Below are 25,830 nucleotides of genomic sequence, written 5' to 3' on the forward strand. Positions count from 1 at the left end.
TGGACGCTGAGTAAGACCAATAGAGGGCAACCTTTAGAGGCATCGGCGGATGAAGCGGGAAATCCTAAAGACGAATAAGACCGTCCTTGTTTAGCTAAGTTGGAAGCCCTAACTTCAGCGAAGCAAGTTAGGGTACTTCACTGTCGTAACTATTTTCAGGAGAAAGACTATGGTTCAGCAAGCAGTTCCTCAAGATTCGGCGATCACCCTACCCAGATCGTTGACTGCCGAAGGCGCTGCCGCTACAGAACTAAGACCTTGGGGTTCATTTACTGTTCTGGAAGAGGGGCGAGGATACAAAATTAAGCGTATTGAGGTGAAGCCGGGTCATCGCCTCAGTCTGCAAATGCACTACCATCGTAGTGAACACTGGATTGTTGTGAGTGGTATGGCGAAGGTTATTTGCGGGGATAAGGAGTTATTGATTCATCAAAATGAGTCCAGTTATGTGCCTCAAGGACATGCTCATCGCCTAGAAAATCCGGGTGTCATTCCGCTGGTATTAATTGAAGTACAGAATGGCGAGTATCTTGGCGAAGATGACATTATTCGCTATGAAGATGACTACGCCCGCAGCGAGTCCACCTGACAATAGGTTGGATTGTCTGAAGTAGCTAAGATTGCTTACCTGTGCTTTACTCGCTTGACGCCAAATTTGCTCCTCCCTAATACTAGGGGAGGAAATTTTTTTGCCCCAGGTGACGAAAGTTCTCATCGTCATCAATAGAAGGAGTTTTTGAGAATTGCCTGTCAAGGTGATTTCTGATCCAGGACAAAACCAATGATTACACTGAGTCAAGCGGCGATCGCTGAAATTAGACGCCTGCAAACCAAGCGCCAGCAACAGCAAGCTCGATTACGCTTAGGAGTGAAGCCAGGAGGATGTGCCGATTTATACTATACTCTGGAGTTTGATGATGCCGTCAGAGCGAGCGATCGCGTCTATGATTGTCAAGGCGTCGCTGTTGTCGTGGATGAGGCAAGCATCAAGCATTTAACTACCCTCACCTTGGATTATTCCGAAGATCTCATGGGCGGTGGGTTTCGCTTTTATAATCCCAATGCCATTGAAACCTGTGGCTGTGGTAACTCGTTTCGAGTTAAGACGTGAGGAATGATCCGACGAGGTTGAAGGAGTAATTAAAGCACAAAGGACGTAGCTTGCTTCTCGCTTGGGCGAGCATGACCAAGGACAAAAGACAAAAAAATTGACATTATTGCCTAAAAGTCAGTACAATCAGAATTTGTCAATACTTGCAAACGATTCAAGGAATATCACGCGCCTTAACTCATGCCCACTATCCAGCAGCTTATTCGTAGCGAACGTGCCAAAATTAAGGCGAAAACAAAATCGCCTGCACTGAAACAATGTCCACAACGGCGGGGTGTTTGTACCCGCGTCTACACGACAACCCCCAAGAAACCGAACTCAGCCCTGCGGAAAGTGGCAAGGGTACGTCTGACCTCGGGTTTTGAAGTGACAGCGTATATTCCAGGGATTGGTCATAACCTTCAAGAACACTCGGTCGTCATGATTAGAGGAGGACGGGTTAAAGATTTACCCGGAGTTCGATATCACATTATTCGAGGAACTTTAGATACGGCAGGTGTGAAAGATCGCAAGCAAGGTCGTTCCAAGTACGGAACCAAGCGTCCTAAGTAAACCAAGAGAACTTTTCTAAATCTGCCAAAACCTTGCTAGACTTACCCATAGCGGTTTGTTTTGGGTAACTTGATCAGGAAAATAGGGAGATGAAGTGGCTTGCTTTTTTCAAGCAAGTCCTAAAGACTGGAGAAAAAATAATCAGTTCCAGGATAAATAGTTAAATTTGCCGTGTATGTATTTTGTAAAGGCTTACTATGTCTCGTCGTACAGTTGTTAAAAAGCGCCCAGTCCCCCCTGACCCGGTTTATAACAGCCGTTTGCTTAGTATGATGGTGCGCCGGATTATGCATCATGGAAAAAAATCAGTAGCATCTCGGATTATCTATGACGCCTTCAAAATTATTGAAGAACGCACCGGAAAGGAACCGCTAGAGGTATTTGAAGAAGCGGTACGGAATGTCACTCCCTTAGTAGAAGTGAAAGCCCGTCGGGTGGGAGGGGCAACCTATCAAGTTCCGATGGAAGTCCGCTCAGAACGCGGAATAACATTAGCCATGCGCTGGCTAATCCAGTTTTCCCGAAGTCGTCCAGGGAGAAGTATGGCGAGTAAATTCGCAAATGAGCTGATGGATGCGGCAAATGAAACGGGGAATGCCATTCGTAAGCGAGAAGAAACCCATCGGATGGCAGATGCCAATAAAGCGTTTGCTCATTATCGCTACTAATTCAGTAAGCTGATGACTGACAGGCAGAAGGAGGCTAAGGTTTAATTCGGCGTTCCGTGAGGAATAAAGTCGCCGGCTGGCTTTTTGAGGAACAAGTAGGACAAATCCCTAAAAAGTTAAACAAAGTATAGAATTGTAAAGAGATAGCAACGCAACGTGTAAACTTGCGGCACAGACGAAGGAGGTAGCTGTGGCACGTACCATCCCGCTTGAGAAAATACGCAATATCGGGATTGCCGCCCACATTGATGCGGGCAAGACAACAACAACAGAACGGATTCTGTTTTACTCAGGAATCGTTCATAAACTAGGCGAAGTCCATGAAGGGACAGCCGTGACCGACTGGATGGAGCAAGAGCGGGAACGGGGAATTACAATTACTGCTGCTGCCATCAGCACGAACTGGCTGGATCACCGGATTAACATCATTGATACACCGGGTCACGTAGACTTCACGATTGAAGTTGAGCGTTCGATGCGGGTTTTAGATGGTGTAATTGCTGTGTTCTGCTCAGTGGGAGGTGTCCAGCCCCAATCGGAAACCGTGTGGCGGCAAGCGGATCGCTACAAGGTGCCGAGGATTGCCTTTGTCAACAAGATGGATCGCACGGGTGCTAACTTTTTCAAAGTATATGAACAACTCCGCGATCGGATGCGTACCAATGCGGTGGCAATCCAAATTCCCATCGGCAGTGAAAGTGATTTCCACGGGATTGTCGATCTTGTGCAAATGCGTGCCCGGATTTATACCAATGACCTGGGTACGGATATGCAAGACACCGAAATCCCGGAAAAGGTTCAAGAGCTAGCCCAAGAGTACCGAGTTAAGCTGATCGAAGCTGTAGCTGAGACCGATGAAGCGCTCTTAGAAAAATATCTGGCAGAAGAAGAACTCACCGAAGCCGAAATTCGCTCTGCCCTGCGTAAAGGTACGATTGCCGGTACGATTGTGCCGGTGCTGTGTGGTTCAGCCTTCAAAAATAGAGGAGTACAGTTACTCCTTGATGGAGTGGTGGATTATCTACCCTCTCCGCAGGAAGTTCCGCCAATTCAGGGACTATTGCCAGATGGGACAACGGACAACCGACCAGCAAAAGATGAAGCTCCTCTATCGGCGCTGGCATTTAAAATCATGTCAGACCCTTATGGTCGTTTAACCTTCATGCGGGTCTACTCCGGAATTCTGCGAAAAGGTAGCTATATTCTCAACTCCACCAAAGATCAGAAGGAGCGTATCTCCCGGCTGATTATTTTGAAATCCAACGAACGGATTGAGGTCGATGAGCTACGAGCTGGCGATCTGGGTGCAGCAATTGGTCTCAAGCAAACGACAACGGGTGATACAATTTGTGGCGAAGAAGCCCCGATTATTTTGGAATCGCTTTATATTCCAGAGCCGGTGATTTCGGTAGCCGTAGAACCCAAAACCAAGCAGGATATGGAGAAGCTTTCCAAAGCACTCCAATCCTTATCGGAAGAAGATCCGACATTCCGGGTCAGTATCGACCCAGAAACCAATCAAACCGTGATTGCGGGAATGGGTGAACTTCACCTGGAAATTCTGGTTGATCGGATGCTGCGGGAGTTCAAAGTCGAAGCCAATGTGGGTGCCCCTCAGGTGGCTTACCGAGAAACCATCCGCAAATCCGTGCAAGCTGAAGGCAAGTTCATCCGTCAAAGTGGCGGTAAAGGTCAGTACGGTCATGTCGTCATTGAATTGGAGCCAGGTGAAACCGGTAGTGGGTTTGAATTTGTCTCCAAGATTGTTGGTGGTTCCGTACCGCGAGAATTTATTTCCCCGGCTGAGCAGGGTATGAAAGAAGCCTGCGAATCGGGTATCCTAGCTGGGTATCCCCTCATTGATGTCAAAGCCACATTAGTTGATGGTTCGTATCACGATGTTGATTCTTCGGAAATGGCGTTCAAAATTGCTGGTTCGATGGCAATTAAAAACGGCGTAACGAAAGCGGCACCCGTGTTACTCGAGCCTATGATGAAAGTGGAAGTTGAAGTGCCTGAAGACTTTCTCGGAGATGTCATGGGCGATCTCAACTCCCGCCGTGGTCAAATTGAAGGGATGGGTACCGATGAAGGTATTGCCAAAGTTTCTGCTAAAGTTCCATTAGCCGAAATGTTTGGTTATGCTACGGATATACGGTCAAAAACCCAAGGTCGAGGTATCTTCTCAATGGAGTTTAGCAACTATGATGAAGTGCCTCGTAACGTGGCTGAAGCTATCATTGCTAAGAGCAAAGGGAACGCATAACTAAGAAAAGGAAAACGTAATTCATGGCACGCTCAAAGTTTGAAAGGACTAAACCCCACGTCAACATTGGCACAATTGGTCACGTAGACCACGGTAAAACAACGTTGACGGCTGCCATTACCATGACTCTGGCTTCATCAGGTCAAGCAACCGCCAAGAAGTACGAAGAAATCGATGCGGCACCAGAGGAAAAGGCGCGGGGGATTACCATTAACACTGCTCACGTTGAGTATGAAACGGCGAATCGCCACTACGCTCACGTTGATTGCCCAGGACACGCTGACTACGTGAAAAACATGATCACGGGTGCGGCTCAAATGGATGGCGCGATCCTGGTGGTTTCCGCCGCTGACGGTCCGATGCCGCAAACACGGGAACATATCCTCCTTGCCAAGCAGGTAGGCGTCCCAAATTTGGTGGTCTTTTTGAATAAGAAAGACATGGTGGACGACGAAGAATTACTGGAATTGGTGGAATTAGAAGTCCGCGAACTCCTCAGTGATTATGAATTTGATGGAGATAATATTCCCATCGTGGCAGGCTCGGCGTTAAAGGCGCTTGATTCTCTTACCTCTAACCCAAGCATTAAGAAGGGTGATGATGAGTGGGTTGATCAGATCTATGCGTTAATGGATGAGGTCGATGCTTACATTCCTACCCCAGAACGGGATGTAGATAAGCCCTTCCTGATGGCAGTTGAAGATGTCTTCACCATCACCGGTCGGGGGACAGTCGCCACGGGTCGGATCGAGCGCGGTAAAGTCAAGATTGGCGACGAAGTTGAGCTAGTTGGACTCCGGGATACGGTCAAGAAAACCGTCACCGGCATTGAGATGTTTAAGAAGAGTCTCGATGAAGGGATGGCGGGTGACAATGCCGGAATTCTGCTCCGAGGTGTTGAGAAGAAAGATATTGAGCGGGGAATGGTAATTGCCAAGCCCGGTTCTATCACTCCTCATACTCAGTTTGAGTCGGAAGTCTATGTCCTCAAAAAAGAAGAAGGAGGACGTCATACTCCATTCTTTTCCGGTTATCGCCCTCAGTTCTACGTTCGTACCACCGATGTGACGGGAACAATCAGTTCCTACACCGCTGATGATGGTAGCAATGTGGAAATGGTCATGCCGGGAGACCGAGTAAAAATGACCGTGGAGTTAATCAACCCGATCGCGATTGAACAAGGAATGCGCTTTGCCATTCGCGAAGGCGGTCGCACCATCGGTGCAGGTGTTGTCTCCAAAATCCTCAAGTAGCACTGTTCTCACTCCAAAGAGTAGGAGCAGAGAGGCTGATGCTGTTCTCTGCTCCTTATTCTCTGTGTTGGCAAAACGTTATGAATTCTGAGTGTTGAGTTCTGAGTTCGGGAACATTCATTCAATACTCAACACTTCACAACTCCTAATTATTTCAGAACCTAGACAACTCAAAAAAATGGCAACGATTCAGCAGCAAAAAATTCGGATTCGTCTTAAAGCATTTGATCGGCGATTACTAGACACTTCATGCGAGAAGATTGTGGATACAGCAAATCGCACCAATGCTGCCGCCGTCGGTCCAATTCCCTTGCCGACCAAACGTCGTATTTATTGTGTCTTGCGATCGCCCCACGTTGATAAAGATTCGCGGGAACATTTTGAAACCCGTACTCATCGGCGACTTATTGACATTTATCAGCCATCGTCCAAAACCATTGACGCCCTGATGAAACTGGATTTACCGGCTGGTGTGGATATCGAAGTGAAGTTATAGGTGGAAGAGGAGAAGGGTAGGAGGGTAGAAGGGTAATGCTCTTGCCCAAATCAGTACAGGTAATAGACATGCCATAAAACCGGACAAGATATGAGTTAGTACAGCTTTAACGGATTTTGTGGCTTCTTGTCCCCAAAAAATCCGTTAAAGTAGGTAAAGAAGCGCAGTTACCCTTTTCACCAAGGCACAATGGCATCCTCTTCCTCAATTGCTGTTAGAGAACTTCCTTTGTTTCCACTGCCAGAAGTGGTTCTATTTCCGGGACGTCCTCTGCCCCTCCATATCTTTGAATTTCGCTATCGTATCCTGATGAACACGATTTTGGAGAGCGATCGGCGTTTTGGGGTATTAATGTGGGACCCGGTGCAAGGTCAACCCGCCGCCGTTGGCTGCTGCGCTGAAATCATACATTTCCAGCGTCTGCCTGATGATCGGATGAAAGTCTTAACCTTGGGTCAGCAACGATTTCGGGTTTTAGAATACGTCCGAGAAAAACCCTATCGTGTCGGATTAGTGGAATGGATAGAGGATCAACCCTCTCAAAAAGACTTAAAAGAAATTTCCACATCCGTTGAGCAATTGCTGCGAGATGTTGTCCATCTTTCTGCCAAGCTGACGGATCAGAAAATCGAGCTGCCCGAAGACTTGCCAGACCTGCCCTTAGAACTATCGTATTGGGTAGCGGGCAATCTTTACGGCGTCGCCTCAGAACAACAAGCGTTGTTAGAAATGCAGGATACAGCAGCCCGTTTGGAACGCGAAGCGGAAATACTTACCTCCACGCGCAATCATTTGGCTGCCCGTACAGTCCTTAAAGATGCATTTAATTGAAGACTGGATAGATAGATTGCCAGTCCAATAAATCTATTGATTGACTCCGTACCTCCGTCAATCCGCTCCCTATCCCCACCCTATAGGCGTCATTCTTTCCTGACAGCTACGAAAATCCGCCTATTGAGGGTGGGGACTTCCGTGATACGTTAAGCTTAATTCTCAATCAGCGCAGTTGAATCAATGGGTATGACGCTGTAGCTGCCAAAAATTTTCAGAATTTCTGTATGAGAGGCAGCTTCTGAGAGTGCCTCTTGCACCAACGGTGTGGAGGCATTGGCTTCTAAATCAATAAAGAAAAGATACTCACCCAGCGATCGCTTCGTCGGGCGAGACTCAATCCGACTCAGGTTAATCTCTCGTTGGGCAAAGGCTTGCAGAGGTTTAACTAAGGCTCCCGGTACATTGGCGGGCGTGCTAAAAGCCAGGGAGGTATGACTACCCCCAGGAGACGATTGCTGACCTACAATCCAAAAACGAGTACAGTTGTCTGGATAATCATTGATAGCCGCCGCCAGGATAGGTAATTGATAAAGCATCGCCGCCCGTTGAGACGCGATCACGCCTGCCGTATAGTCAGTATCTAGATGCTGTAAGGCTTCTGTGGTTGAATTGGTGGGTACGAGTTGTACCAAGGGTAGACTGTTTTCTAGCCACCCTTGACATTGGGCAAGGGCTTGAGGATGAGAATAAACGGTTTGGATTGCCTGAAGACGAGATGCCCGTGATAACAGGGCATGTTGGATTGGCAAAACCAATGCCTGTTGAATTTGTAGTTGATCGAGTTGCCACAGCGTATCCAATGTAATCGTGACACTGCCTTCAATGGAATTTTCCACAGGCACCACCGCCAAATCCGCTTGCCCTTTGGCGACGGCGTGCAGAGTTTGGGCAATGCTGGGATAAGGACATAACCAGGCTTTTGAATCACATTCACGGGTAAGAGTGCGACAGTAAGCTAATGCTGCCGCTTCTGCGTAAGTCCCTGGTGGTCCAAGATGGGCAATTGAAATTGACATAAACTGCGCTTTAGTTTAAAATTTAATGCTTTATTTGTTTTAAGTAATGAGATTTAATAATTTCCGTCCTTAGGACTAAACTATTGCTCTGATCGAGGAACTGAAAGTCTTCTATAGGAAGATAACGGTTGGCGAGCATAATTTCTACAATCGGAGTAAGGATGAAGTTACATGCTGTAGTCTCATTTACGAGACTCGCTCATCCCCATAACCTTAAAAAATTTCCCCCAGTTATGTAAATAAACTTTATTAAAGTAAGATTAACTTTAAGAAACTTAGACAAAACCCAACGTTGCTCTCACCCTATGACCAGCCAGTTTACTGCATCCCAATCTGTAGAACTTGCCGTACCCGAACAACCCATCCCGATTCAGCACTATTTACGTCAACCTCAGCGCCTGGTACACGCGATCGCTGATCCGAATCTGATCGAGCAACTGAGTCCAGAGCAGTTTCGCCTAAAGATGCGTCCATTAAATTTTCTGTCGTTAACCTTTCAACCGCGAGTCATTCTCAAAGTTTGGGCAGATGTTAACGGTACAGTTCATCTGCGATCAGTAGATTGTGACATTCCTGGATTAGACTACATCAATCAACGCTTTACCCTGGAGGTCAAAGGAAAACTCTATCCTGAGCAACAGCAAAACACCACTCGGCTTAAAGGTAAGGCTGATTTAAAGGTTCGGGTGGATATTCCCTTTCCTCTATCGATGACACCCCAACCCATTATTGAAACAACCGGAAATGGATTACTCAAAAGTGTGTTGCTGCGAATTAAGCAGAAATTAATGCATCAACTGCTTTTAGATTATCGTCAATGGGCTAACGCAGATCATCAAACCCTGGCTCAACCCAAATCTCAGCAGCTTTCGCCCGTGGATAATCCTAGTATTTAGTCATTTGTCCTGTGTCCTGTTCCCTGTTTTCTGTTCCCTCTCCCCACCACAACACTTATTCAGCAGACCCTAATTAGCTGAGTGAGTTTTCAGCATCGCTTTTATCTCATGCACAGGAATGGGCGGCGTTATCGCTCTAACCCAATTACACCGTTAAGCGCCGCCCCCCACAAATAAGTATCTTGCAGGTTAGCACCCCTGAGGTTGGCTCGGCTTAAATTGGCAGAACTCAAGTTAGCGTTGGCTAAATTGGCATTCGTCAGGGTAGCACCACTAAGATTAGCTTTCCAAAGATAAGCATTGCTTAGGTTAGTATGACTGAGATTAGCCCTTTGTAAATCAGCATTGCTCAAGTTGGCACTACCCAAAGCCGTATAGCTAAGATTAGCATTGCTCAAGTCTGCCTGCCAAAGGTAGGTACTGCCCAAGTCAGCACTAGCTAAATTTGCATTTTTCAAGTTCGCTTGACTTAGGTTCGCGCCCTGTAACTTGGCTCCCCGCAAATCAGCTCCTGCCAAGTTAGCATTGGCTAAGAATGCCCCATTTAAGTTACACCCTCGACATTGTTTGGTAGCCAACAACCGTTGAACCGGATCAGAGTTACCCGCACTCACCGTTGAGGTGAATCCTAAGGATGCCATAAACAGAGTCGTCATGATTATGCCGACATTGACACTGAATTTTGTCCTCATCTGATTCATAAAACACCTTAATTCGACGAAAAGAAAACTTTGAATTCTAATCCTTGCCCTGATGGTCCTTGAATATGGCGAAAACCACCCACAACCAGGGTAAAATTCGGGTTAACTTTCACTTGCACATTCCCTGTCAACTTGGTTAAATCAGTTTGAAGTTCTGCCAATCCATTGGTATTTTCCAATTGGGCAACGAGGGTAATTCGATCCAAAACATTTTGAGAGACTTCTGCAAACCAGCGAATTTCACTGCCTTGAGTGCCAAAAAAATCGCGATACGCAATTTCTGCGGTTAAAATTCCTTGACGCTGACCGAGGGAGTAGATCCAACTTACAGGAAAACGAATTTCTATACCAACATTATCCGTCCCCAGAGCCAAGTTTTGATCGGGGTCATAGCCCGGAGGTAAAATCAAAAGACCTTGAATTGCCATTGCCAAGTTGGGATCATTATTGAAGCGCCAACGTACCCCAATTTCTTGGTCAATAAAGCCTTGGTTGCGTAAGGTTTCCTCCCCCACGTCATTTTCGATCCAATTATAGGGACTCTTCCAAATTAGGGTTAGATCATCCTGTAAACCATATTCAATAAATAATTGCAGTTCTACCTTCTCAAAAGAACCTGCTTCTAACGTCCTGAGTGTAACATCCGTGAAAATTCTGCCCTCAGGTTGGGTGAATCCCCCAGCCCAAGCAGGCGGTGTACTCCACAGTGCCAAGGAAATCCACAGTTGCCCATGTAGGAAAACAGGAAGTAGATAAGTCGCAATTCCCTGACAATACCCACCTAAGCGACTGCTCACGAACCCTCCTGAATAATCGTTTGAAACGTTTTAACGGCGCTTAGGGCATGAACTGGATTCCCTTTGTAAAGTCCGTAGTGCATCAGCGAAATTTTGTCAAGTCCTAAACGAGTAACGGTTTTCAGCCATTCAGGTCGCATCATGATTAAAAAATCCTCCGTTACCGTATTTGCCTGACCGCCATTGGGGTGCAACGCTTTAATCGCCGGTTCGTAATGAGAGACCATTAAAGACTTATGGTAATCAGAGAACACTTGACAACACTGGAGAATTTGGGCGGGGTTGCCAGGATCAGGTTTTCTAAGTTCAGAATTGTACTCACCCGTTAGTTTAGGTCGCATAGACTGGAAGGCAATCCCATCCATTTGCTGCATAAACTCCCCAAAGGGGGGAATCATGCTCAGTCCTGCCCCCTTAGCGGGATCATCAAAGGTAACAATCCATCCTCCCCAACTCGGAGCAACCCAGGCATTGGGGAGCTGTTTTTTAATGATCTGGCGAGCTTGCCGCATATTTTTCATCAGCGCCTGGTAATACTCCGAGGTATCTTGATTGTAGGTATCTGCCGGAATACGCCAGTAGGAAAATTCTGTTGCCAGAGTCCAATAGGTTGGTTTATCTTGGGGGTTTGCCTGACGAATATAGCCAGCCAGTTCTTCTATATCACTTAGGAATTGCTGAGAAATGTGATACTCCCCCGTGGGTAACTTGGTATCATCTTCCCAGGTAATTACTTGCAGAGTATAGCCTTGCTGGAACCAGTTTGACAGCAAACCTTGCTTGTGCCATTCTTGCCAGAAACTCAAATCTCCTTGTTTGTGGTCAAAACTGTTCAGCCAACCGGATAAAAACTGGGGTGACAAGGCTTGGGCAATCTTTTTGACAAGGCGATCACTTTTAACCTCTGCCAGAAATCGAGCCGGATCTTCACCAATACCCAATTGCCATAGCGAAGGCTTTGGTGCGGAATTTGTAGAAGACACCGAAGACGCACATCCTTTACTTAACGCTAACAGCACAGGGGCTGTCAGTAAACCTTGGACAAATTTGCGGCGAGAGTAACGAGTCATGGGGAATCGAGACGTTGTAAGAGTCGGTAGTAAGGGGTTTCGAGTAGTGATTTAAACTCAGATAACGGCATTACTTCTTGACGAATGGGGCGTGGATCTGCCAGTTGGCTCCAGAATAAACTGACCTGATCCCAATGATGTATCGGCGATTGTGGTTTTGAGACCACAATAAACTCAGCAAACAATTCAGGCTGTTGTAAGGCTGGGATAAACTCATACTGGTAGGGCAGGATAAAGTAGCGGGGGTCATTGATTTGATAAACAATTGGAAAATTGATCGCATCGTCCATTAAAACTCGCTGATTAGGACGCAGATTTTTGTGCAACACGTTCGCGATTTGACGCTGATCTTGATGACGTTGAACCCATTGCTGCACCAACAACGATTGGGGCAATTTTTGTCCGGTTAATTGGCGCCACAGTACTGTTTCTTCGGGGAGAACATGATTGTTTTGTAGCCAAAACCCACTGCCCATCCAACTGATAACGAGGACAAGGGTAAATAAACCCTGTTGCCAAGCTTTCAGGGGCGGAGCTTGCTGCCAAATTAACGGTAAAAGCCCGAACAATAGACCTAAATAGCTAATCTCACGCAGGAGTGTTTCCTGCCATATAGCTAGAACAATCAACAGGATAGGCAAAACAGCAATTAGGATATTCACCCACCGCTGTTTAGCTTGCCACAACAACCAGACTATACCGAGGAGATAAGCCAAAACCAGGGGCAGAATTCTCGTCAAATCCAGCAGCAAGCTGAGGTCGAATTGCTGCAAGAAAACTTCCGTTTCCGGTAAATGGAATCCACTGTAAGAGCTATTAAAAAACTGGAAGGCATTTCCGGTAAACTGCCAGTTAAGATAAAGCCAAGCGGCGATCGCCACCAAACTCATAAACAGGGTTACAAGAATAGCTGTTCCCCGAAACCCCCACGATTCTTTAGGGAAAATTGACAGGAGAATCGCGATCACTAGGGGACTGATAAACCAAGCTTCATAACGCACCAACACCAGAATAGCCAGAGCAAATCCCAGCAGGACGAGGACTAGACTCAGGGGTAACTTCATCGTCTTCGGTTGCGCGATCGCCCAACTCAGCCCCATGATACCCATGACCAAAAGGGTGGTGATCACCCAGTTCGGACTTCGCAGCAGCATCAAGGCAAACGCTGGATTGAACACAATTAAAGCAATCCAAAGTCGGCACCAGATTTGAGCAATGGGTAGACTGTCAATTGTACGACTAATCAAGCCAACCAAAAGCGATCCTGCCAAGACTTGCAGCGTCATCGGAGAACCAACCGCTACTGTCCCATAGACCAGTACCGGAGGGAAGACAAAACCAGTGGCTTGTAAACGGGGTTCGGGACCATAAAAAACCTCTAGGGCTTTAGCTCCAAAAAAAGTCATTTCTTCAGCGAGGAAGCCTTGGAAATCCAGCCAAACCAGAATCGCGCTGAGTATAAATAGAGTCAAGACACTGGCTTTCCAGCTAATTAAGCGGCTAGACATCCCCTGACGTTATAGAAACATACATCATTGATCAAAATTTTGGCATACCAACTGGAGAAATTGCCAGTATAAGCTCCTCGCTATACAAAAACTTCATAAAAAACACTTGGGCGAGAGGAAAAACTGTGCAACGATAAGTAAAAGAGTAACACAAACTAATTTATATTCCTCATTCCAGCATCTCCAGCCATCATTCCTTCATGAGCGATCAACTAACCCCAAACCTTAGCTGGATTAATCATCTGGGACTCCAGGGATTAGCTAGCCTGAGCATCTGGCTGGGTTATAGTCCATTATCTATGGCACTACCTCCGGAAAGGGTTTCCCTACAGCGATTGGGCTACGATAGCTCCATTGTTCTCAGCGGTAGCCATCCAGAGTTTAGCATCACCGTTCCTGTGTCCTCAGACATTGATCCCAACCAGAGTTTCGTCCGTTTACGTCTAGAACCTGGGGCAAACTTGGATCGCAATTCATCCGTGCGATTGCGACTCAATGACGAACTGGCTCGAACGGTTTCGGTGCGATCGCTGCAAGAACAACCATTGGTTACCCTACCTTTAAACTCCCTACCCCCAAGAACATCGTCAATTACATTGACCATCCTGCCATCCTTATCTATAACCGATAATCCCTGCCAGGATCTAGTCACAGGGAATTTATTCCTCACCTTGGGTAAAGATAGCTTTTTTCAGCTCACTCCGGATTCGACGAGTGATAGCCGTGATCTGATCGAGGATTTCTTTGAACCTTATTATTCCCAAGTCGTCTTATCCGTTCCTCCAAATCTTAATCCCCAGCAAGCAGAACTTGCCTTGAATTTATACAGCCTCTTAGCCTATAAGTTTGGCAAACATCAAGTACCCGTAATTTGGTATCAAGGACAACAACTAGCATCTGAAACTGGCGAACAAGCCCGGGTCATTTTGCACAAGGAAACCACAGAGTCTGACCTAGAACGCCAGGGAGCGACACTTAAAATCAAAGCCACACCTCAAGCCTTTGAACATCTTATTGCCAAACTTGAACCCAATCTAGCTATCCCGGCTTCAGAACCGCCATCGTCACCTCAAAAGCGGACGTTCCCAGAGCTAGGTTTTCAGGAAATGCCCCTGCAAGTTCTGGGTAGCCGAACCTCCCGATTAACCTTTACTCTAGCGCAGCTTAAAGCCAAACCCGAACGGTTGAAAGCCAGACTCAAAGCGAGCTTCAACCCAGTCAATTTAAAAGGAGATGCTCACTTCACAGCTCTGATTTATTTCAACAATACTCTCATCCAAACCTATAACCTGAGAAACCAAACCCAATTAGACGCCCATTTACCCCTACCCATCCATCGCCTCGCCCCCACGAATACCCTAGAGACCGTTTTTATTTATGACCCAGGTGAAGTCGGTTGTCAAAACCAGCCCAAACCGATATCCGTTCAAGTGCAAGGAGATTCGTCCCTAACGTGGCAAGGCAATCAGGATGCCACGGGCAAATTGAGCGATCTATCCCATCATGTTCTCCAACCTGGACAGGTGATTGTTGATACTCAGCAACCCGCGTTACTGGCAAGTTCAGCTTATCTGTTGGGTGTCATGAGCCATCAGAGTCAACAACCTGTTTTTGCCCACCTACTTGAGGCAAAGTCCGTTCAAGATTGGTCTAATCTACCTGCTAATCCCAGAGGTGAAACACCGGGGTGGCGATTAATTGCGGCGCCTGTACCCACTTCTGATCTACCTGCTCCACTCCAGTTCCAAGGTGGCTGGGAAATCTATAACCCCTTCAATCGGCAGTCTCTGCAAACCGTAGCTGCCAACGACTCTGCCGCGATTCTCCAATCCTTTATTGCTCACGGTATTCCTACCCTTTGGCTGACTCGGCTCGGTCAAGCGGATCAGGTTGATTTAGTCAAACAACTTAGTCTAGCCCTTGCCAATCCCCGCACTCCTGGGGCAACTCGCCTCAGTGGGAATGTTGTCACCTTAACCGATTCCGGCGGCATCCAATTCTGGGATGTGAGCGAGGGCGGACTGCAAACCAATGCGATCGCGTCCACCGATTCACCTCTGTTCCTACAGCGCTATGCGAGTCTCCTATTTACCCTTGCTCTGATTAGTGGCGGTGTCGCCGCTTGGTCAACCTACCAACGCCTGGGTCGCCCTCCGCAAATGATTTCCAATCAACCTTTTCATTCAGAAATGACTCAAGACTCCGAGAAACGATGAAGCAATTTTCAACAAAGATGATAGCCGCTCTCTTGGCTAAGGGATATCTAACTCGACCCCAATTGCATCGGGTCAAAGAATTACAAGCTCAAACCGCTTCCTCTTTGGGAAAAGCCTTGTGGAGTCTCAATCTAGTCAGCAAAACTGAATTTTTGACCTTAGCCAGTGCTGTAACCAATTTGCCAACCCTTACCGAGTGGTTAAAGTCTTCCGGAAATGTACTAGATTTCAGCTTGGCAAAAGCGTTCAAGACACAAGAACTGATTCAATACGGTTTCTTTCCCTGTCACTGGCAACCCGAAACCAACCATCTCGTCGTGGTGGTTACAGAAGCCGACAATCAAACTGTCCATCAGGCAATCCAACGGGTTTGGCAGCAAGCCCAAGTACAAGAGATTCTAGCGACAGAGGATCAGCTTCTCAACCTGATTGTCGAGAAAAATTTGCAGAACCAACTGTTACAGGAAGGGCAGTTAACCCTGGCTCAGTTGCAAGAGGCTCAAGCTCTCCATGAATCAACTGGTTCTTCTTTGGGTTCAATTCTCACTCGTTTAAGTTACCTGCGTCCAATTGACTATATTCGGACTCTCTCCCAACTCACGGATTTTCCAATTTTTTCCCACTTAGTTGGCACAGATTTTCTGAGTATCGATTCTCATTTGATCCAGTCTTTCGACCCCCAAGTCCTAATTCAAGATTTATTTTTCCCCATCGCGTGGTTAAATGATCATACGATTATGGTCATGGTGCAAGACCCCCTTGATCTAGAAGTCGAAACCAAAATTTATGCCCAAAAGCCCGGTGTGGAAATTGTCAAGGTACTGGGAACCGAAAGTGATATTACGGTAATGGTTGATCGCTTCTACCGCAAGGATTTAACCCAAAAATCGATTTACCAACTCTTGGCTCGTTCACCCAAGGAATCGGCTGCCCGTGTGTTTACCGCACCGCAAATTTTACTGGGTTATATTGGATTCCTGGCACTGTGGGCTGGGCTGATTGCTAACTGGCAAGCCACATTGGTTTTTTTGCTGATTGCGGTTAATTTCTTCTTTGTGGTATCTATTCTGTTTAAGTTTAGTCTCAGTATGATTGGTTCTTTTGAGCAAACTAGTCAAATCACAGATCAAGACATTGCCGAATTAGACAACCAATCATTACCCGTTTATACGATTCTTGTCCCCGTTTATAATGAGCCAGAAGTTATTCCGATTTTGCTCAAAGCCCTGAGTCAGCTTGATTATCCCCAAGAAAAACTGGATGTTTTACTCCTTTTAGAAGAAAAAGATTTAGTCACGATTGAAGCAGCACGAGCGGCTAATCCTCCTCGCTATGTGCGCTTTATCTATATTCCGGATAGCCAACCGAAGACGAAGCCGAAAGCCTGTAACTATGGCTTGGCATTTGCCAGGGGTGACTATCTGACGATTTATGATGCAGAAGATATTCCTGATCCAGACCAGCTCAAAAAGGCAATCCTGGCATTTAAAAAAGGTTCAAAGAGCTTAGTCTGTGTCCAGGCGGCGTTGAATTACTTTAATCGAGATGAAAATTTCTTAACTCGAATGTTTACCCTGGAATATTCCTATTGGTTTGACTATCTGTTACCCGGATTAGAAGCCTTGGGATTACCCATTCCTTTAGGCGGAACCAGTAATCATTTCCGCACGGATCGCCTGCGAGAACTAGGAGCCTGGGACCCTTTTAATGTCACCGAAGATGCGGATTTAGGAATTCGTGCCAGTCAACGAGGGTATACTGTCGGTGTGATTAACTCTACCACCTATGAAGAGGCGAATTGCCGATTCAAGAACTGGATTCGGCAGCGCTCGCGCTGGATCAAAGGCTATATGCAAACCTGGTTGGTTCATAATCGTCATCCTTATAAATCTCTCAAGACTCTCGGTCTAAAAAACTGGCTATCTTATCAATTTTTTATTGGCGGACATATTTTAGGATTTCTTTGTAGTCCAATTCTATGGTTATTACTGTTGGTTGAACTGATCACTCAAGCTCATTTTATTGAAAAACTATTGCCAAGTTGGATGATTTATATTTCCCTATTTAACTTGATTTTTGGTAATGCCATTGGCATTTATTTAAATATGATTGCCATGTTTCGGCGCAAATATTATAAGCTTTCATTCTATGCCCTACTCAATCCGCTTTACTGGCAACTCCATTCGATGGCTGCTTATATGGCACTTTGGCAATTGTTTACTAAACCGTTCTACTGGGAAAAAACCCTGCACGGTATTAGTAAGTTCACGAAATCTTCATCGGTGAAGACGTCTACATAATCTTACCGTTTAGTCATTGGTCTTTTGTCTTTTGGTTCCCCATCTCTCCCATCTCCTCCATCTCCCTCATCCCCAATTCCTCAGTTGACAAGGACGAAAGGAATGACGGTGCTGGGGTGAAGGACCTAACTGTTGAAGGGCTAAACGATGTCGTTCGGTTCCGTACCCCTTATTAGCGGCTAAGTCATAATCGGGATACTTAGTCGCTAAACGCCCAACTAAATCATCACGCCAGACTTTCGCCACAATGCTAGCCGCTGCGATTTCCAGCGATCGCTGATCTCCTTTAATCAGACTTTTTTGGGGTACAGGTAAGCCTACCAATGCCTGTCTCCCATCAATCAAACATAAATCAGGCTGCACTTTTAACTTAAGCACAGCCCGTTTCATTGCCAACAGAGAGGCTTGTAAGATATTAATTTGGTCGATTTCAGTACTGGTGGCATAACCAATACTCCAATCGACGGCTAACTCTTGAATCTCTTGCGCCAATTTCTGGCGTCGTAGACGAGTTAATTGTTTACTATCTTTCATTCCAGAACCAGCCAAATTGGGCAGAGTCGATGCGGGTAAAATAACCGCTGCTGCTACAACCGGACCAAATAAAGCGCCACGCCCAACTTCATCGACTCCGGCAATCAATTTGCGATCGCCCGATAGTTCCGGTAGTTGACAATAGTTAGCTGAATTTTCCATTTTCATGGATTCTTGAGAGTCAACTTAAGGTGAATGATACTGAAATTTTGGCTGGTGGGTTGAGCGAAGTCGAAACCCACCCTACGGTATATCAAGGGTTTCGGTGATCCAAAATAGCTTATTTCAGTGCCATTCAACCTAAGGTAAAAACCAGTACTGGCAAGCCTTGAGGTATGTATCCGTACCTCCAAATGAAAAAAATCTTCCACTTCCCTCTCCTTGTAGGAGAGGGCTAAGGAGAGGTTCGGGGAAGGGTTTGGGGAGGGGTCTAATGACCAGCAGTATCCAAGCGTGGGAGAGGGGCTAGGGGTGAAGCCTAACTTGGGGGGTGATACCCAATCCGCTTTTGAAACCCCTTTATCCCTTACTCATTCTCCATTGCTGAAGAACGGCGGCGACGACGACGAATCAAAGGCGGTTTTGTTTCCGATTCGCTGGTTGAGGTTGAATCAGCCGATGATTCTAAATCAACATCAGCGGCAACTCCCGAAGAAGTAACCAGTACCTTGTCTGAACTCTCTTCTGAGTCTGACTCCTCTGATGGGTGAGACCTATCCTCCCATGAATCGTCAGTGGTGTCATTGTCAGTGGTGTCATTGTCATTGTCAGTGGTGTCATTGTCAGTGGTGTCATTGTCAGAAGACTCCGATTCAGCTTCTCCAGGAAGCACCACCGAAACCATAACTGATCGGGGATTTCTAATCTCCTTATCTAACCGCACTAATGGTGAAATGCCCATCAAGGCATAAACATCCTGTTCTTCCGGCGTCATCTCAACCTGAATAACTTCCGGCGGTTCCATTTCTACCACCGACCGAATGAGCTGGGGTTTGCCCACTCGTTCACTGGAGTCTGACACGATGGGACGTTCAACAGATGTCGTATCGCGCCTCATCCCCTCTACGTCTTCACTCACATCAGAGGAACGTTGGGACAGGGTAATTGGGCGAACATTGCTCTTGGCTACAGGTTCATCCTTGGAGATTACATCCTCCAGGCGGCGACGGCGACGGCGGCGATTAGTGCCATTGGGGATTCCCCGTTCTTGATAACTTGGATGATTGAGTTCAAGTTCATCCGGTTCATTAAAGCCAGGGATATCCAGGGGTTCTGGAAGATCAGGGGTTTCTGGGATTTCAACGCGAGAAATAGTCTCTGGCTCTTGCTGCACTTGAGGTTCTGGCTCACCGGGAAGATGCACCAGATGTCCCAATCCACCACAGCTTGGACAAGTGCGACCAAATAATTCGTAAATATTTTGACCTTGGCGCTTGCGGGTGAGTTCGACTAACCCCAGTTCTGACAATTGGGCGATTTGGGGTCTGGCTTTGTCCATTTTCAACGCTTTGTTGAAATGTTCCAGAACTTGTAATTGGTCTCGCCGCGAGTCCATATCGATAAAGTCCACGATGATTACGCCAGCAATATTACGTAGGCGCAATTGGCGGGCGATTTCCGTCGCGGCTTCACAGTTAGTCCAGAGGACGGTTTCTCGCGCCGTGGCGGAACGGGTAAAGGAACCGGAGTTTACATCAATAACGGTTAGCGCTTCCGTCGGTTGGATAATAATATAGCCTCCCGATGGCAGATCGACTCGTGGCTTTAAGGCTTCTCGAATCGCCGCATTAATTCGGAAATAATCGAGAATTGAGAGGCGATCGCGGTGATGGTCAATTAAAACCCCTTCCGGTGATCGACCGCCACTCCAGCTTACTAACTGCTGTTTTACCCGTTTGACCCCAGTATTGGAATCAACCACAATCCGATTCACATCCGCTGTGTACATATCGCGGAGGACTCGTTGGATAAAATCATCATCGCGATTCAGTAGAGCTGGCGCTCTGGTCGAAGTTGCCTCCTGCTGGATGGCCTCCCACTGACGTTGCAGCGCCTCCAAATCCTCCATTATCGCTTCTTCCGCTCTGCCCTCGGCTTCTGTGCGAACCAATAATCCCATCCCAGCGGGTTTAATCAGCACAGCCAAGGCTCTGAGGCGATTACGTTCGTTTTCGTTCTTTATCCGTCGGGATAAATTAACCCCTCGTCCATAAGGCATCAGCACCAGATAACGACCCGGTAAGCTGATATTTCCGGTCAGCCGAGGACCTTTATTGCCCGTTGGCTCCTTCATCACTTGGACTAAGACTTTTTGCTGCGGGGTGAGCAGTTCCGTAATCGCCCCGGAGCGACGTTTAAGTCGCAGCGGACCCAAGTCGGTGACATGAATAAATCCATTGCGTTCGGCATCACCGATATTGACGAATGCGGCATCAATGCCGGGTAAAACATTTTCGACAATGCCGAGATAAATATCACCTACTTGGTGGCTGCCCGTGGCAACGACAAGTTCTTGGATTTGATCTTCTGAAAAGACAGCAGCCAGACGATATTGCTCTGCAATAATAATTTGCTTTGCCATTCAATTTCCTCAAAATTTGGCAGTACGCTCAAGTACTGAAGCTTGGTCTTTGTTGAAATTTTAGATAGCTGATTAGTTTAGAGAACAGGCAAACGAGCCAAGCTTGAATAATGCTTGAATGCTTGTCTGAGTTACCTTTTCCACCAAAAATCTTAAATCGCATACCTAAAATTGATCGGTCACTCTTACTTTGGCTACCCTTTATGATTCTGAAAAGCAAAAACTTTAGCTTTACTTAGAAAACGTAAATTGTGATCGGGGAGTGACTGAAGACTACTGACACTCTCATGGATCTACTTTTTCTCCAATGCTACAGGTAGCCAATGTCATATCCCTTCGCCCAAGGGTCAGCATTGGAGTTTGGTAACGTGCAAGTCAAAAGTCTGGAAGTGTGAATCAGTTGCGGACAGTATCTATGAGATAGTTTCTACAGATCGAACCTAGTGTCACTGTAGGTACGCAACTGTTTCCTCAATTTTACATTATACTGCTTTGATTGTTGATTGTTAACGGGTAAGACTATCAGTTTAGCTGTGAGGGGGTTATCGCGGGTTACAGAATCGACGTTTTAGGGGTTTGAGCTTGACGCAAGGACTCAATTGTCGCGATCGCGTGTTGGGCAACCTGATCAATTTCCTCTCTGGTATTAAAGCGCCCAATGCCAAATCGGACTGAGGCATGAGCTAAAGGTTTTGAATGTCCCAGTGCCAAGAGGACATGGGATGGGGCTACGTGGCTTGATGAACAAGCTGAACCCGATGACACGGCGACAACAGGCTGTAATCCCAACAGCAGGGCAGAACCATCTACTCCCTCAACCGAAATATTAAGATTTCCTGACAATCGCTGCTCCGGATGACCATTCAGGTGAATTCCCCCTAATGAAGACAGGGTAGTCCAGAGGTGTTCCCGTAACTGGCGGAGGCGTTGAGATTCAGAGGCTTGTTCGGCTAATCCGAGTTCCACCGCTTTGACAAAGCCTACGATTTGCGGTGTGTAGAGTGTACCCGAACGGAGTCCCCGTTCCTGTCCCCCTCCCTGAATTTGTGACGCTAACTTCACTTTCGGGTTACGGCGGCGAACATACAGTGCCCCAATCCCCTTAGGACCATATAGCTTATGGGCAGTGAAGGACATGAGGTCAATATTCATATCCTGGACATCCAAGGGAATTTTACCAATCCCTTGGGCAGCGTCGGTATGGAAGAGTACCTGATGCTGGTGACAAAGTTCTCCAATTTTAGCTAGGGGTTGTAATACGCCAATTTCGTTATTGGCAGCCATCACTGAGACTAAAATCGTATCGGGACGAATTGCTTTTTCTAGCTGGGTTAGGTTGACGAGTCCATCCCCTTGAACAGGCAAAAATGTGACCTCAAATCCTAAGTCTTGTAAATAGGTACAGGGATCAAGCACGGCTGGATGTTCAGTCTGGACGGTAATGAGATGACGCCCTTTACTGAAATAGGCTTCAGCCACCCCTTTAATCGCTAGATTATTCGCTTCTGTGGCACCACTGGTGAAGACAATTTCCTTTGGTGTGGCGTGGATAGCGTCAGCAAGGGTTTGTCGTGCTTGTTTGACCGCTGCTTCTGCTTCCCAACCATAAGCGTGGCTGATACTGGAAGGATTGCCGAAATGTTCTCTAAAATAAGGTAGCATCGCCTCTAGCACCCGTTCATCCATGGGGGTGGTGGCGTGGTTGTCAAGGTAAATGGGACGATGAGACATAGTGAGTAAGTCGGTAGGGACAGTTAAAGTTAAGGGCGGTGATCGTCATTTTGTCATTTGTAAGGGTTTGAGAGGTGTTTACATAGCTTATAGAGTTCATTTTCTCGTTTCAATAGGCTGAATGTTTCAGATAAGGCATACTTAGATGTGTTTTGTTGAACGAGTTTAACAAATACCAATTCACTCCCATTCGTCACTAACCCAAAAATCGGTTGATCAGGACGAGAGTTTGCCACCATATAAGCTAGGGCTTTAGGTAAGCTGTTCGGCATTTAAACCTTAATATCAATAAGGGCGAAATCCTTGTAGTGCGTTTAGCGAAGCCATGCCGCAGGCTTTGCATCTTGCTCGCTACCCATTCCCAATTTAAATGCATGAAAACTTATACCATTTAGAAGTGATAAGCCAGCATTTTTTGACTCAATTACAAGTAACCACAAATGGTCTTTTAAGACCATAATATCCAGGCGATCGCGTACAAATTCCTCTTGGTCTAGAACTTGTTTTTCTAAGTCAAAAATGTCAGGGAGATTCTCGTACCACTCTGAAAAAAATTGGTCATCATCGGCTTGGGTTAAACCGAATTTTTGTTCAAGGTCGATGATGTTCAAAGTTTGAGCTTGGATGATTTGAACCATAATTAGTAAATTTTATCACAATAAATCTGAGTGGGAATCATGACAATGGATATAAATATCTTGGCGTGACATGGGGCGCAAGCCTTGCGCCCCTACATACAAGGATGGAATAGGTTGTGGGTTGTGTTGACACCTGTTACCTCACAAAATCTAGGAATAAAAGCTTTTACTACGAACCTAATTGATTTTTTCGTTCTCAATGACTATAACCGATTAATAAAGACAATCAGTAAAGGGAGTGTTAGCGATCGCGCTTTTGTTAAGATACATTTAGGGTTCTGGAAAAAAGCCCCTTAGTGGAGAGAGACGCTGATCATGTCAAACTTGGCAACCCAAGAAACAACATCCCAAACTGTGGTAGGCTGGGAACCCTCCATGCCGCCAACTGACTTAATCTTTGATGATGGAGAACCGTTGGAAAGTAATCGCCACCGTATTGCTATAAATGTCCTGATTCGCTCATTTCAGCAAGCCTATCTTGACCGCAATGATTTCTTCACTAGCGGTAATATGTTTATCTATTACAGCAGTGAACAGGTGCGAAACCGAGATTTTAGAGGTCCCGATTTCTTTGCCGTATTAAATGTTGATGGGACGACTGAACGGCAAGGTTGGGTCGTGTGGGAAGAAGGAGGACGTTATCCTGATGTAATAGTTGAATTAATGTCTCCTTCTACAGCGGCTATGGATACGGGGACTAAGAAAGATATTTATGAGCGCATTTTTAGAACACCGGATTACTTTGTGTTTAATCCCTTTGACCCCAATTCCTTACAGGGTTGGCATTTGGATGCGTCTCAAGAGTATCAACCATTAGTCCCCAATGAACAGGGTTGGCTGTGGTGTCAGACATTGGGGTTATGGTTGGGAACTTGGCAAGGAACTATAGACCGAGAGACGGCGGTTTGGTTAAGATTTTATGATCAAGATGGTAATCTTGTTCCCCTACCCGAAGAAGCCGCTCAACAGCAAGTGGAAGCGGCTCAACAGCAAGGACTTCAACAAGGAACATTACGACAATTATTGCGTATTATTGCTACTCGCTTTGACCAGATTCCACCAGATCTTGAGCCACGTTTACAGTTACTTGAAGTCAATCAATTAGAGGATTTGGTAGTGGTGGCTTTAACGGCACAAACCCTGGCAGAATTCGTCAGTAACGTGCCGGAAGGTTCATGATAGAATTAGATGCGATACGTCCTATCGGACACGCTTGTGGGCTGCGGACACGCTTCGCGAACGCGATCGCACTTTATTATCCGTGACACTTTCAACCAAGAGACTTATAACCCGATAACGTCCCTCCAATAGCAATTCAGACTGACAACTTTGGCAATAGAGCAGATTATCGGGATTATCGGAATTCTGACACTTGGGATTGATACACAGGCTCATCAGTTTAAGGAATATGGGTCATGATCGATAGTGTAGCGTTATCGATTCAGAGATTGATAGATAAATGCTGTCGAAATCCTGTTTGTCAAGGCTTGGCTTGGCTATCGCTTGCATAAATTAACAATAGCAATCCACTGAATAAACTGAGTTGCCCTCTCCCCAAAGCCTTGGGTCAGAAAGTATTTCTTAAGCTGTCATGCATTTAAATTGGGTATTAGTAGCGAGCAAGATGCAAAGCCTGCGGCATGGCTTCGCTAAACGCACTACACGGCTTTCGCCATTAATTGATATTAAGGTTTAAATGTTGATGAAGCCGCCGCCAAACAGTTACCCAGATTTCGGGGCGATGATCGCCAAGTTTGGTTTTGTTTCAATAATCCCGAGGTCACTAAGCAGCAATTGGGTGGAGAGGATAGTCAACCGAAAAAAGCGATAATCGTGATCAATGATTATGAGACGGTTTATTATCCCTCCGATGCATTTGATACTGCTACTTTAGTGCGGGTGATTACTCAAGAGTAAAATTCCTGCCAAAATTTTACCAATAGCGGCAGCGATCGCGATCGCAATTAAAGCTGAAATATTACCCTGTAGTAGAAAATCAAAGCTAGTCCAAACTAGAGACGTTAACGCGATCGCACTCAATAATACCAGCAAGACTAAATCCTGATCCACAACCGTAGATTCCTGAACCAAGTCAGGATCAGAAGTTTGACGATAGGGGAGTTTAGGCAAAGGTATCCGCGCGATCGCTATCATGATGATTACAAGTAGCGATACCAGTAACCGCATCTAAAAACCTAGACAAACCTACCCATCAGTAATTCTGCCTTGGTATAAGTCCACGGTGTAACTTTTGGTCGATAACCGTTAACGCTTGCGCTTGGCTGATACCCGGCATTGTTGCTCGATATCAGCCTTAACCAACGGTTCCCAGTTAGAGACACTATAGTAATCGTGTCTACGATTGACTACAGGGCATCGACCAATAAAATTATTAAATTGATATAGAGCGCTCCATACGTGCTTTCTCGGATTCACTCCGAGATAGGCGGACACAGAACGCGGCAATCGCTCACTCAAATTCATTCCTCTTCTGGCAATTGCTAGGGCAGCTGCCACATCAGATGATAGTCCATACATGCGACTATATTTAACACAGCCTATCAAACTCGTGTAAGCTGGATTGACAAACACAAGAGTTATTCCTCGGTTGGATAAAATCGATGACAAAATTTGATAAAAACGACTGTATGCCCAGGCAGAA

The 25,830-nt window shown here is 46.2% G+C and carries 23 protein-coding genes and 2 pseudogenes; 12 read left to right on the forward strand and 13 right to left on the reverse strand.

The window, feature by feature from the left end; genetic code table 11:
* The first annotated feature begins 169 nt into the window (after nucleotides 1-169).
* The 8 genes from RH949_RS08605 (at nucleotide 170) to RH949_RS08640 (ending at nucleotide 7,177) form a co-directional block, all read left to right on the forward strand.
* On the forward strand, nucleotides 170-589 hold the full coding sequence (locus RH949_RS08605; RefSeq protein ID WP_446352571.1) for a phosphomannose isomerase type II C-terminal cupin domain: 420 nt from the start codon (nucleotides 170-172) through the stop codon (nucleotides 587-589).
* 192 nt (nucleotides 590-781) lie between these two features.
* Entirely contained in the window at nucleotides 782-1,111 is a 330-nt protein-coding gene (locus RH949_RS08610; protein WP_006103249.1) for a HesB/IscA family protein, read from the forward strand.
* 180 nt (nucleotides 1,112-1,291) lie between these two features.
* Nucleotides 1,292-1,663 (forward strand): 30S ribosomal protein S12, encoded by a 372-nt coding sequence (rpsL, locus tag RH949_RS08615; RefSeq protein ID WP_006103254.1) that lies wholly within the window; start codon nucleotides 1,292-1,294, stop codon nucleotides 1,661-1,663.
* A 197-nt stretch (nucleotides 1,664-1,860) separates the two neighbouring features.
* Complete coding sequence (gene rpsG, locus RH949_RS08620) at nucleotides 1,861-2,331, forward strand: 30S ribosomal protein S7 (protein ID WP_006103261.1); 471 nt, start codon at nucleotides 1,861-1,863, stop codon at nucleotides 2,329-2,331.
* A gap of 190 nt (nucleotides 2,332-2,521) precedes the next feature.
* Nucleotides 2,522-4,597: an elongation factor G gene (fusA, locus tag RH949_RS08625; RefSeq protein ID WP_006103204.1), complete on the forward strand. Its 2,076-nt coding sequence runs from the start codon at nucleotides 2,522-2,524 to the stop codon at nucleotides 4,595-4,597.
* A gap of 23 nt (nucleotides 4,598-4,620) precedes the next feature.
* The gene (tuf, locus tag RH949_RS08630; RefSeq protein ID WP_006103297.1) at nucleotides 4,621-5,850 is read left to right on the forward strand and encodes an elongation factor Tu; all 1,230 of its coding nucleotides are present in this window, start codon (nucleotides 4,621-4,623) and stop codon (nucleotides 5,848-5,850) included.
* Between the two features lie 178 nt (nucleotides 5,851-6,028).
* Entirely contained in the window at nucleotides 6,029-6,346 is a 318-nt protein-coding gene (rpsJ, locus tag RH949_RS08635; protein WP_044208966.1) for a 30S ribosomal protein S10, read from the forward strand.
* Between the two features lie 189 nt (nucleotides 6,347-6,535).
* A complete protein-coding gene (locus RH949_RS08640) occupies nucleotides 6,536-7,177 on the forward strand; it encodes an LON peptidase substrate-binding domain-containing protein (protein ID WP_044208968.1) in 642 nt (213 codons plus the stop codon).
* A gap of 155 nt (nucleotides 7,178-7,332) precedes the next feature.
* On the opposite strand, the gene pheA is transcribed toward RH949_RS08640, so the two are convergent.
* On the reverse strand, nucleotides 7,333-8,196 hold the full coding sequence (pheA, locus tag RH949_RS08645; protein ID WP_006103209.1) for a prephenate dehydratase: 864 nt from the start codon (nucleotides 8,194-8,196) through the stop codon (nucleotides 7,333-7,335).
* A gap of 305 nt (nucleotides 8,197-8,501) precedes the next feature.
* Between pheA and RH949_RS08650 the strand changes: the two genes are divergently transcribed.
* Nucleotides 8,502-9,092, forward strand: coding sequence for a DUF1997 domain-containing protein (locus RH949_RS08650; RefSeq protein ID WP_446352572.1), 591 nt, complete (start codon nucleotides 8,502-8,504; stop codon nucleotides 9,090-9,092).
* 128 nt (nucleotides 9,093-9,220) lie between these two features.
* Here the strand turns inward: RH949_RS08650 and RH949_RS08655 are convergent, their stop codons facing one another.
* From RH949_RS08655 to RH949_RS08670, 4 genes are read right to left on the reverse strand one after another with little or no spacing between them, the layout of a single operon-like run.
* On the reverse strand, nucleotides 9,221-9,748 hold the full coding sequence (locus RH949_RS08655; protein ID WP_446352573.1) for a pentapeptide repeat-containing protein: 528 nt from the start codon (nucleotides 9,746-9,748) through the stop codon (nucleotides 9,221-9,223).
* Between the two features lie 53 nt (nucleotides 9,749-9,801).
* Nucleotides 9,802-10,590 carry a hypothetical protein gene (locus tag RH949_RS08660; protein WP_446352574.1) on the reverse strand — a complete coding sequence of 263 codons (789 nt, stop codon included), beginning with the start codon at nucleotides 10,588-10,590 and terminating at the stop codon, nucleotides 9,802-9,804.
* A complete protein-coding gene (locus RH949_RS08665) occupies nucleotides 10,587-11,660 on the reverse strand; it encodes a hypothetical protein (RefSeq protein ID WP_446352575.1) in 1,074 nt (357 codons plus the stop codon). The genes RH949_RS08660 and RH949_RS08665 overlap by 4 nt, the downstream gene beginning before the upstream one ends.
* Entirely contained in the window at nucleotides 11,657-13,168 is a 1,512-nt protein-coding gene (locus tag RH949_RS08670) for a hypothetical protein (RefSeq protein WP_446352576.1), read from the reverse strand. The genes RH949_RS08665 and RH949_RS08670 overlap by 4 nt, the downstream gene beginning before the upstream one ends.
* A gap of 200 nt (nucleotides 13,169-13,368) precedes the next feature.
* On the opposite strand from RH949_RS08670, the gene RH949_RS08675 reads away from it, so the two are divergent.
* Together RH949_RS08675 and RH949_RS08680 are read left to right on the forward strand one after the other, a co-directional pair.
* Nucleotides 13,369-15,384, forward strand: coding sequence for a cellulose biosynthesis cyclic di-GMP-binding regulatory protein BcsB (locus tag RH949_RS08675; protein ID WP_446352577.1), 2,016 nt, complete (start codon nucleotides 13,369-13,371; stop codon nucleotides 15,382-15,384).
* Complete coding sequence (locus RH949_RS08680; RefSeq protein ID WP_446352578.1) at nucleotides 15,381-17,684, forward strand: glycosyltransferase family 2 protein; 2,304 nt, start codon at nucleotides 15,381-15,383, stop codon at nucleotides 17,682-17,684. The genes RH949_RS08675 and RH949_RS08680 overlap by 4 nt, the downstream gene beginning before the upstream one ends.
* 66 nt (nucleotides 17,685-17,750) lie before the next feature.
* Here RH949_RS08680 and RH949_RS08685 read toward each other — a convergent pair whose 3' ends face one another.
* From RH949_RS08685 to RH949_RS08705, 5 genes are all read right to left on the reverse strand, one after another.
* Nucleotides 17,751-18,386, reverse strand: a complete 636-nt coding sequence (locus tag RH949_RS08685) for a ribonuclease HII (protein ID WP_446352579.1) — start codon at nucleotides 18,384-18,386, stop codon at nucleotides 17,751-17,753.
* Between the two features lie 358 nt (nucleotides 18,387-18,744).
* The gene (locus RH949_RS08690; RefSeq protein ID WP_446352580.1) at nucleotides 18,745-20,799 is read right to left on the reverse strand and encodes an Rne/Rng family ribonuclease; all 2,055 of its coding nucleotides are present in this window, start codon (nucleotides 20,797-20,799) and stop codon (nucleotides 18,745-18,747) included.
* Between the two features lie 552 nt (nucleotides 20,800-21,351).
* Entirely contained in the window at nucleotides 21,352-22,530 is a 1,179-nt protein-coding gene (locus RH949_RS08695) for a cysteine desulfurase family protein (RefSeq protein WP_446352581.1), read from the reverse strand.
* 53 nt (nucleotides 22,531-22,583) lie between these two features.
* Complete coding sequence (locus tag RH949_RS08700; protein WP_044208972.1) at nucleotides 22,584-22,802, reverse strand: hypothetical protein; 219 nt, start codon at nucleotides 22,800-22,802, stop codon at nucleotides 22,584-22,586.
* 42 nt (nucleotides 22,803-22,844) lie between these two features.
* The gene (locus tag RH949_RS08705; RefSeq protein WP_446352582.1) at nucleotides 22,845-23,168 is read right to left on the reverse strand and encodes a hypothetical protein; all 324 of its coding nucleotides are present in this window, start codon (nucleotides 23,166-23,168) and stop codon (nucleotides 22,845-22,847) included.
* 315 nt (nucleotides 23,169-23,483) lie between these two features.
* Here RH949_RS08705 and RH949_RS08710 point away from each other — a divergent pair, with 315 nt between their 5' ends.
* Complete coding sequence (locus tag RH949_RS08710; RefSeq protein ID WP_446352583.1) at nucleotides 23,484-24,347, forward strand: Uma2 family endonuclease; 864 nt, start codon at nucleotides 23,484-23,486, stop codon at nucleotides 24,345-24,347.
* Nucleotides 24,348-24,443: 96 nt separating this feature from the next.
* Here the strand turns inward: RH949_RS08710 and RH949_RS08715 are convergent.
* The 3 genes and pseudogenes from RH949_RS08715 to RH949_RS08725 form a co-directional block, all read right to left on the reverse strand.
* A pseudogene (locus RH949_RS08715) lies at nucleotides 24,444-24,563 on the reverse strand (4-Cys prefix domain-containing protein); the annotation flags it as partial.
* A 495-nt stretch (nucleotides 24,564-25,058) separates the two neighbouring features.
* Nucleotides 25,059-25,355 carry a hypothetical protein gene (locus RH949_RS08720; protein ID WP_446352584.1) on the reverse strand — a complete coding sequence of 99 codons (297 nt, stop codon included), beginning with the start codon at nucleotides 25,353-25,355 and terminating at the stop codon, nucleotides 25,059-25,061.
* A gap of 78 nt (nucleotides 25,356-25,433) precedes the next feature.
* A pseudogene (locus RH949_RS08725) lies at nucleotides 25,434-25,830 on the reverse strand (hypothetical protein); the annotation flags it as partial.

Origin of the sequence: Coleofasciculus sp. A1-SPW-01, assembly GCF_040217205.1 — a bacterium.
In the GTDB taxonomy this organism is placed as follows: Bacteria; Cyanobacteriota; Cyanobacteriia; order Cyanobacteriales; family Coleofasciculaceae; genus Coleofasciculus; species Coleofasciculus chthonoplastes_A.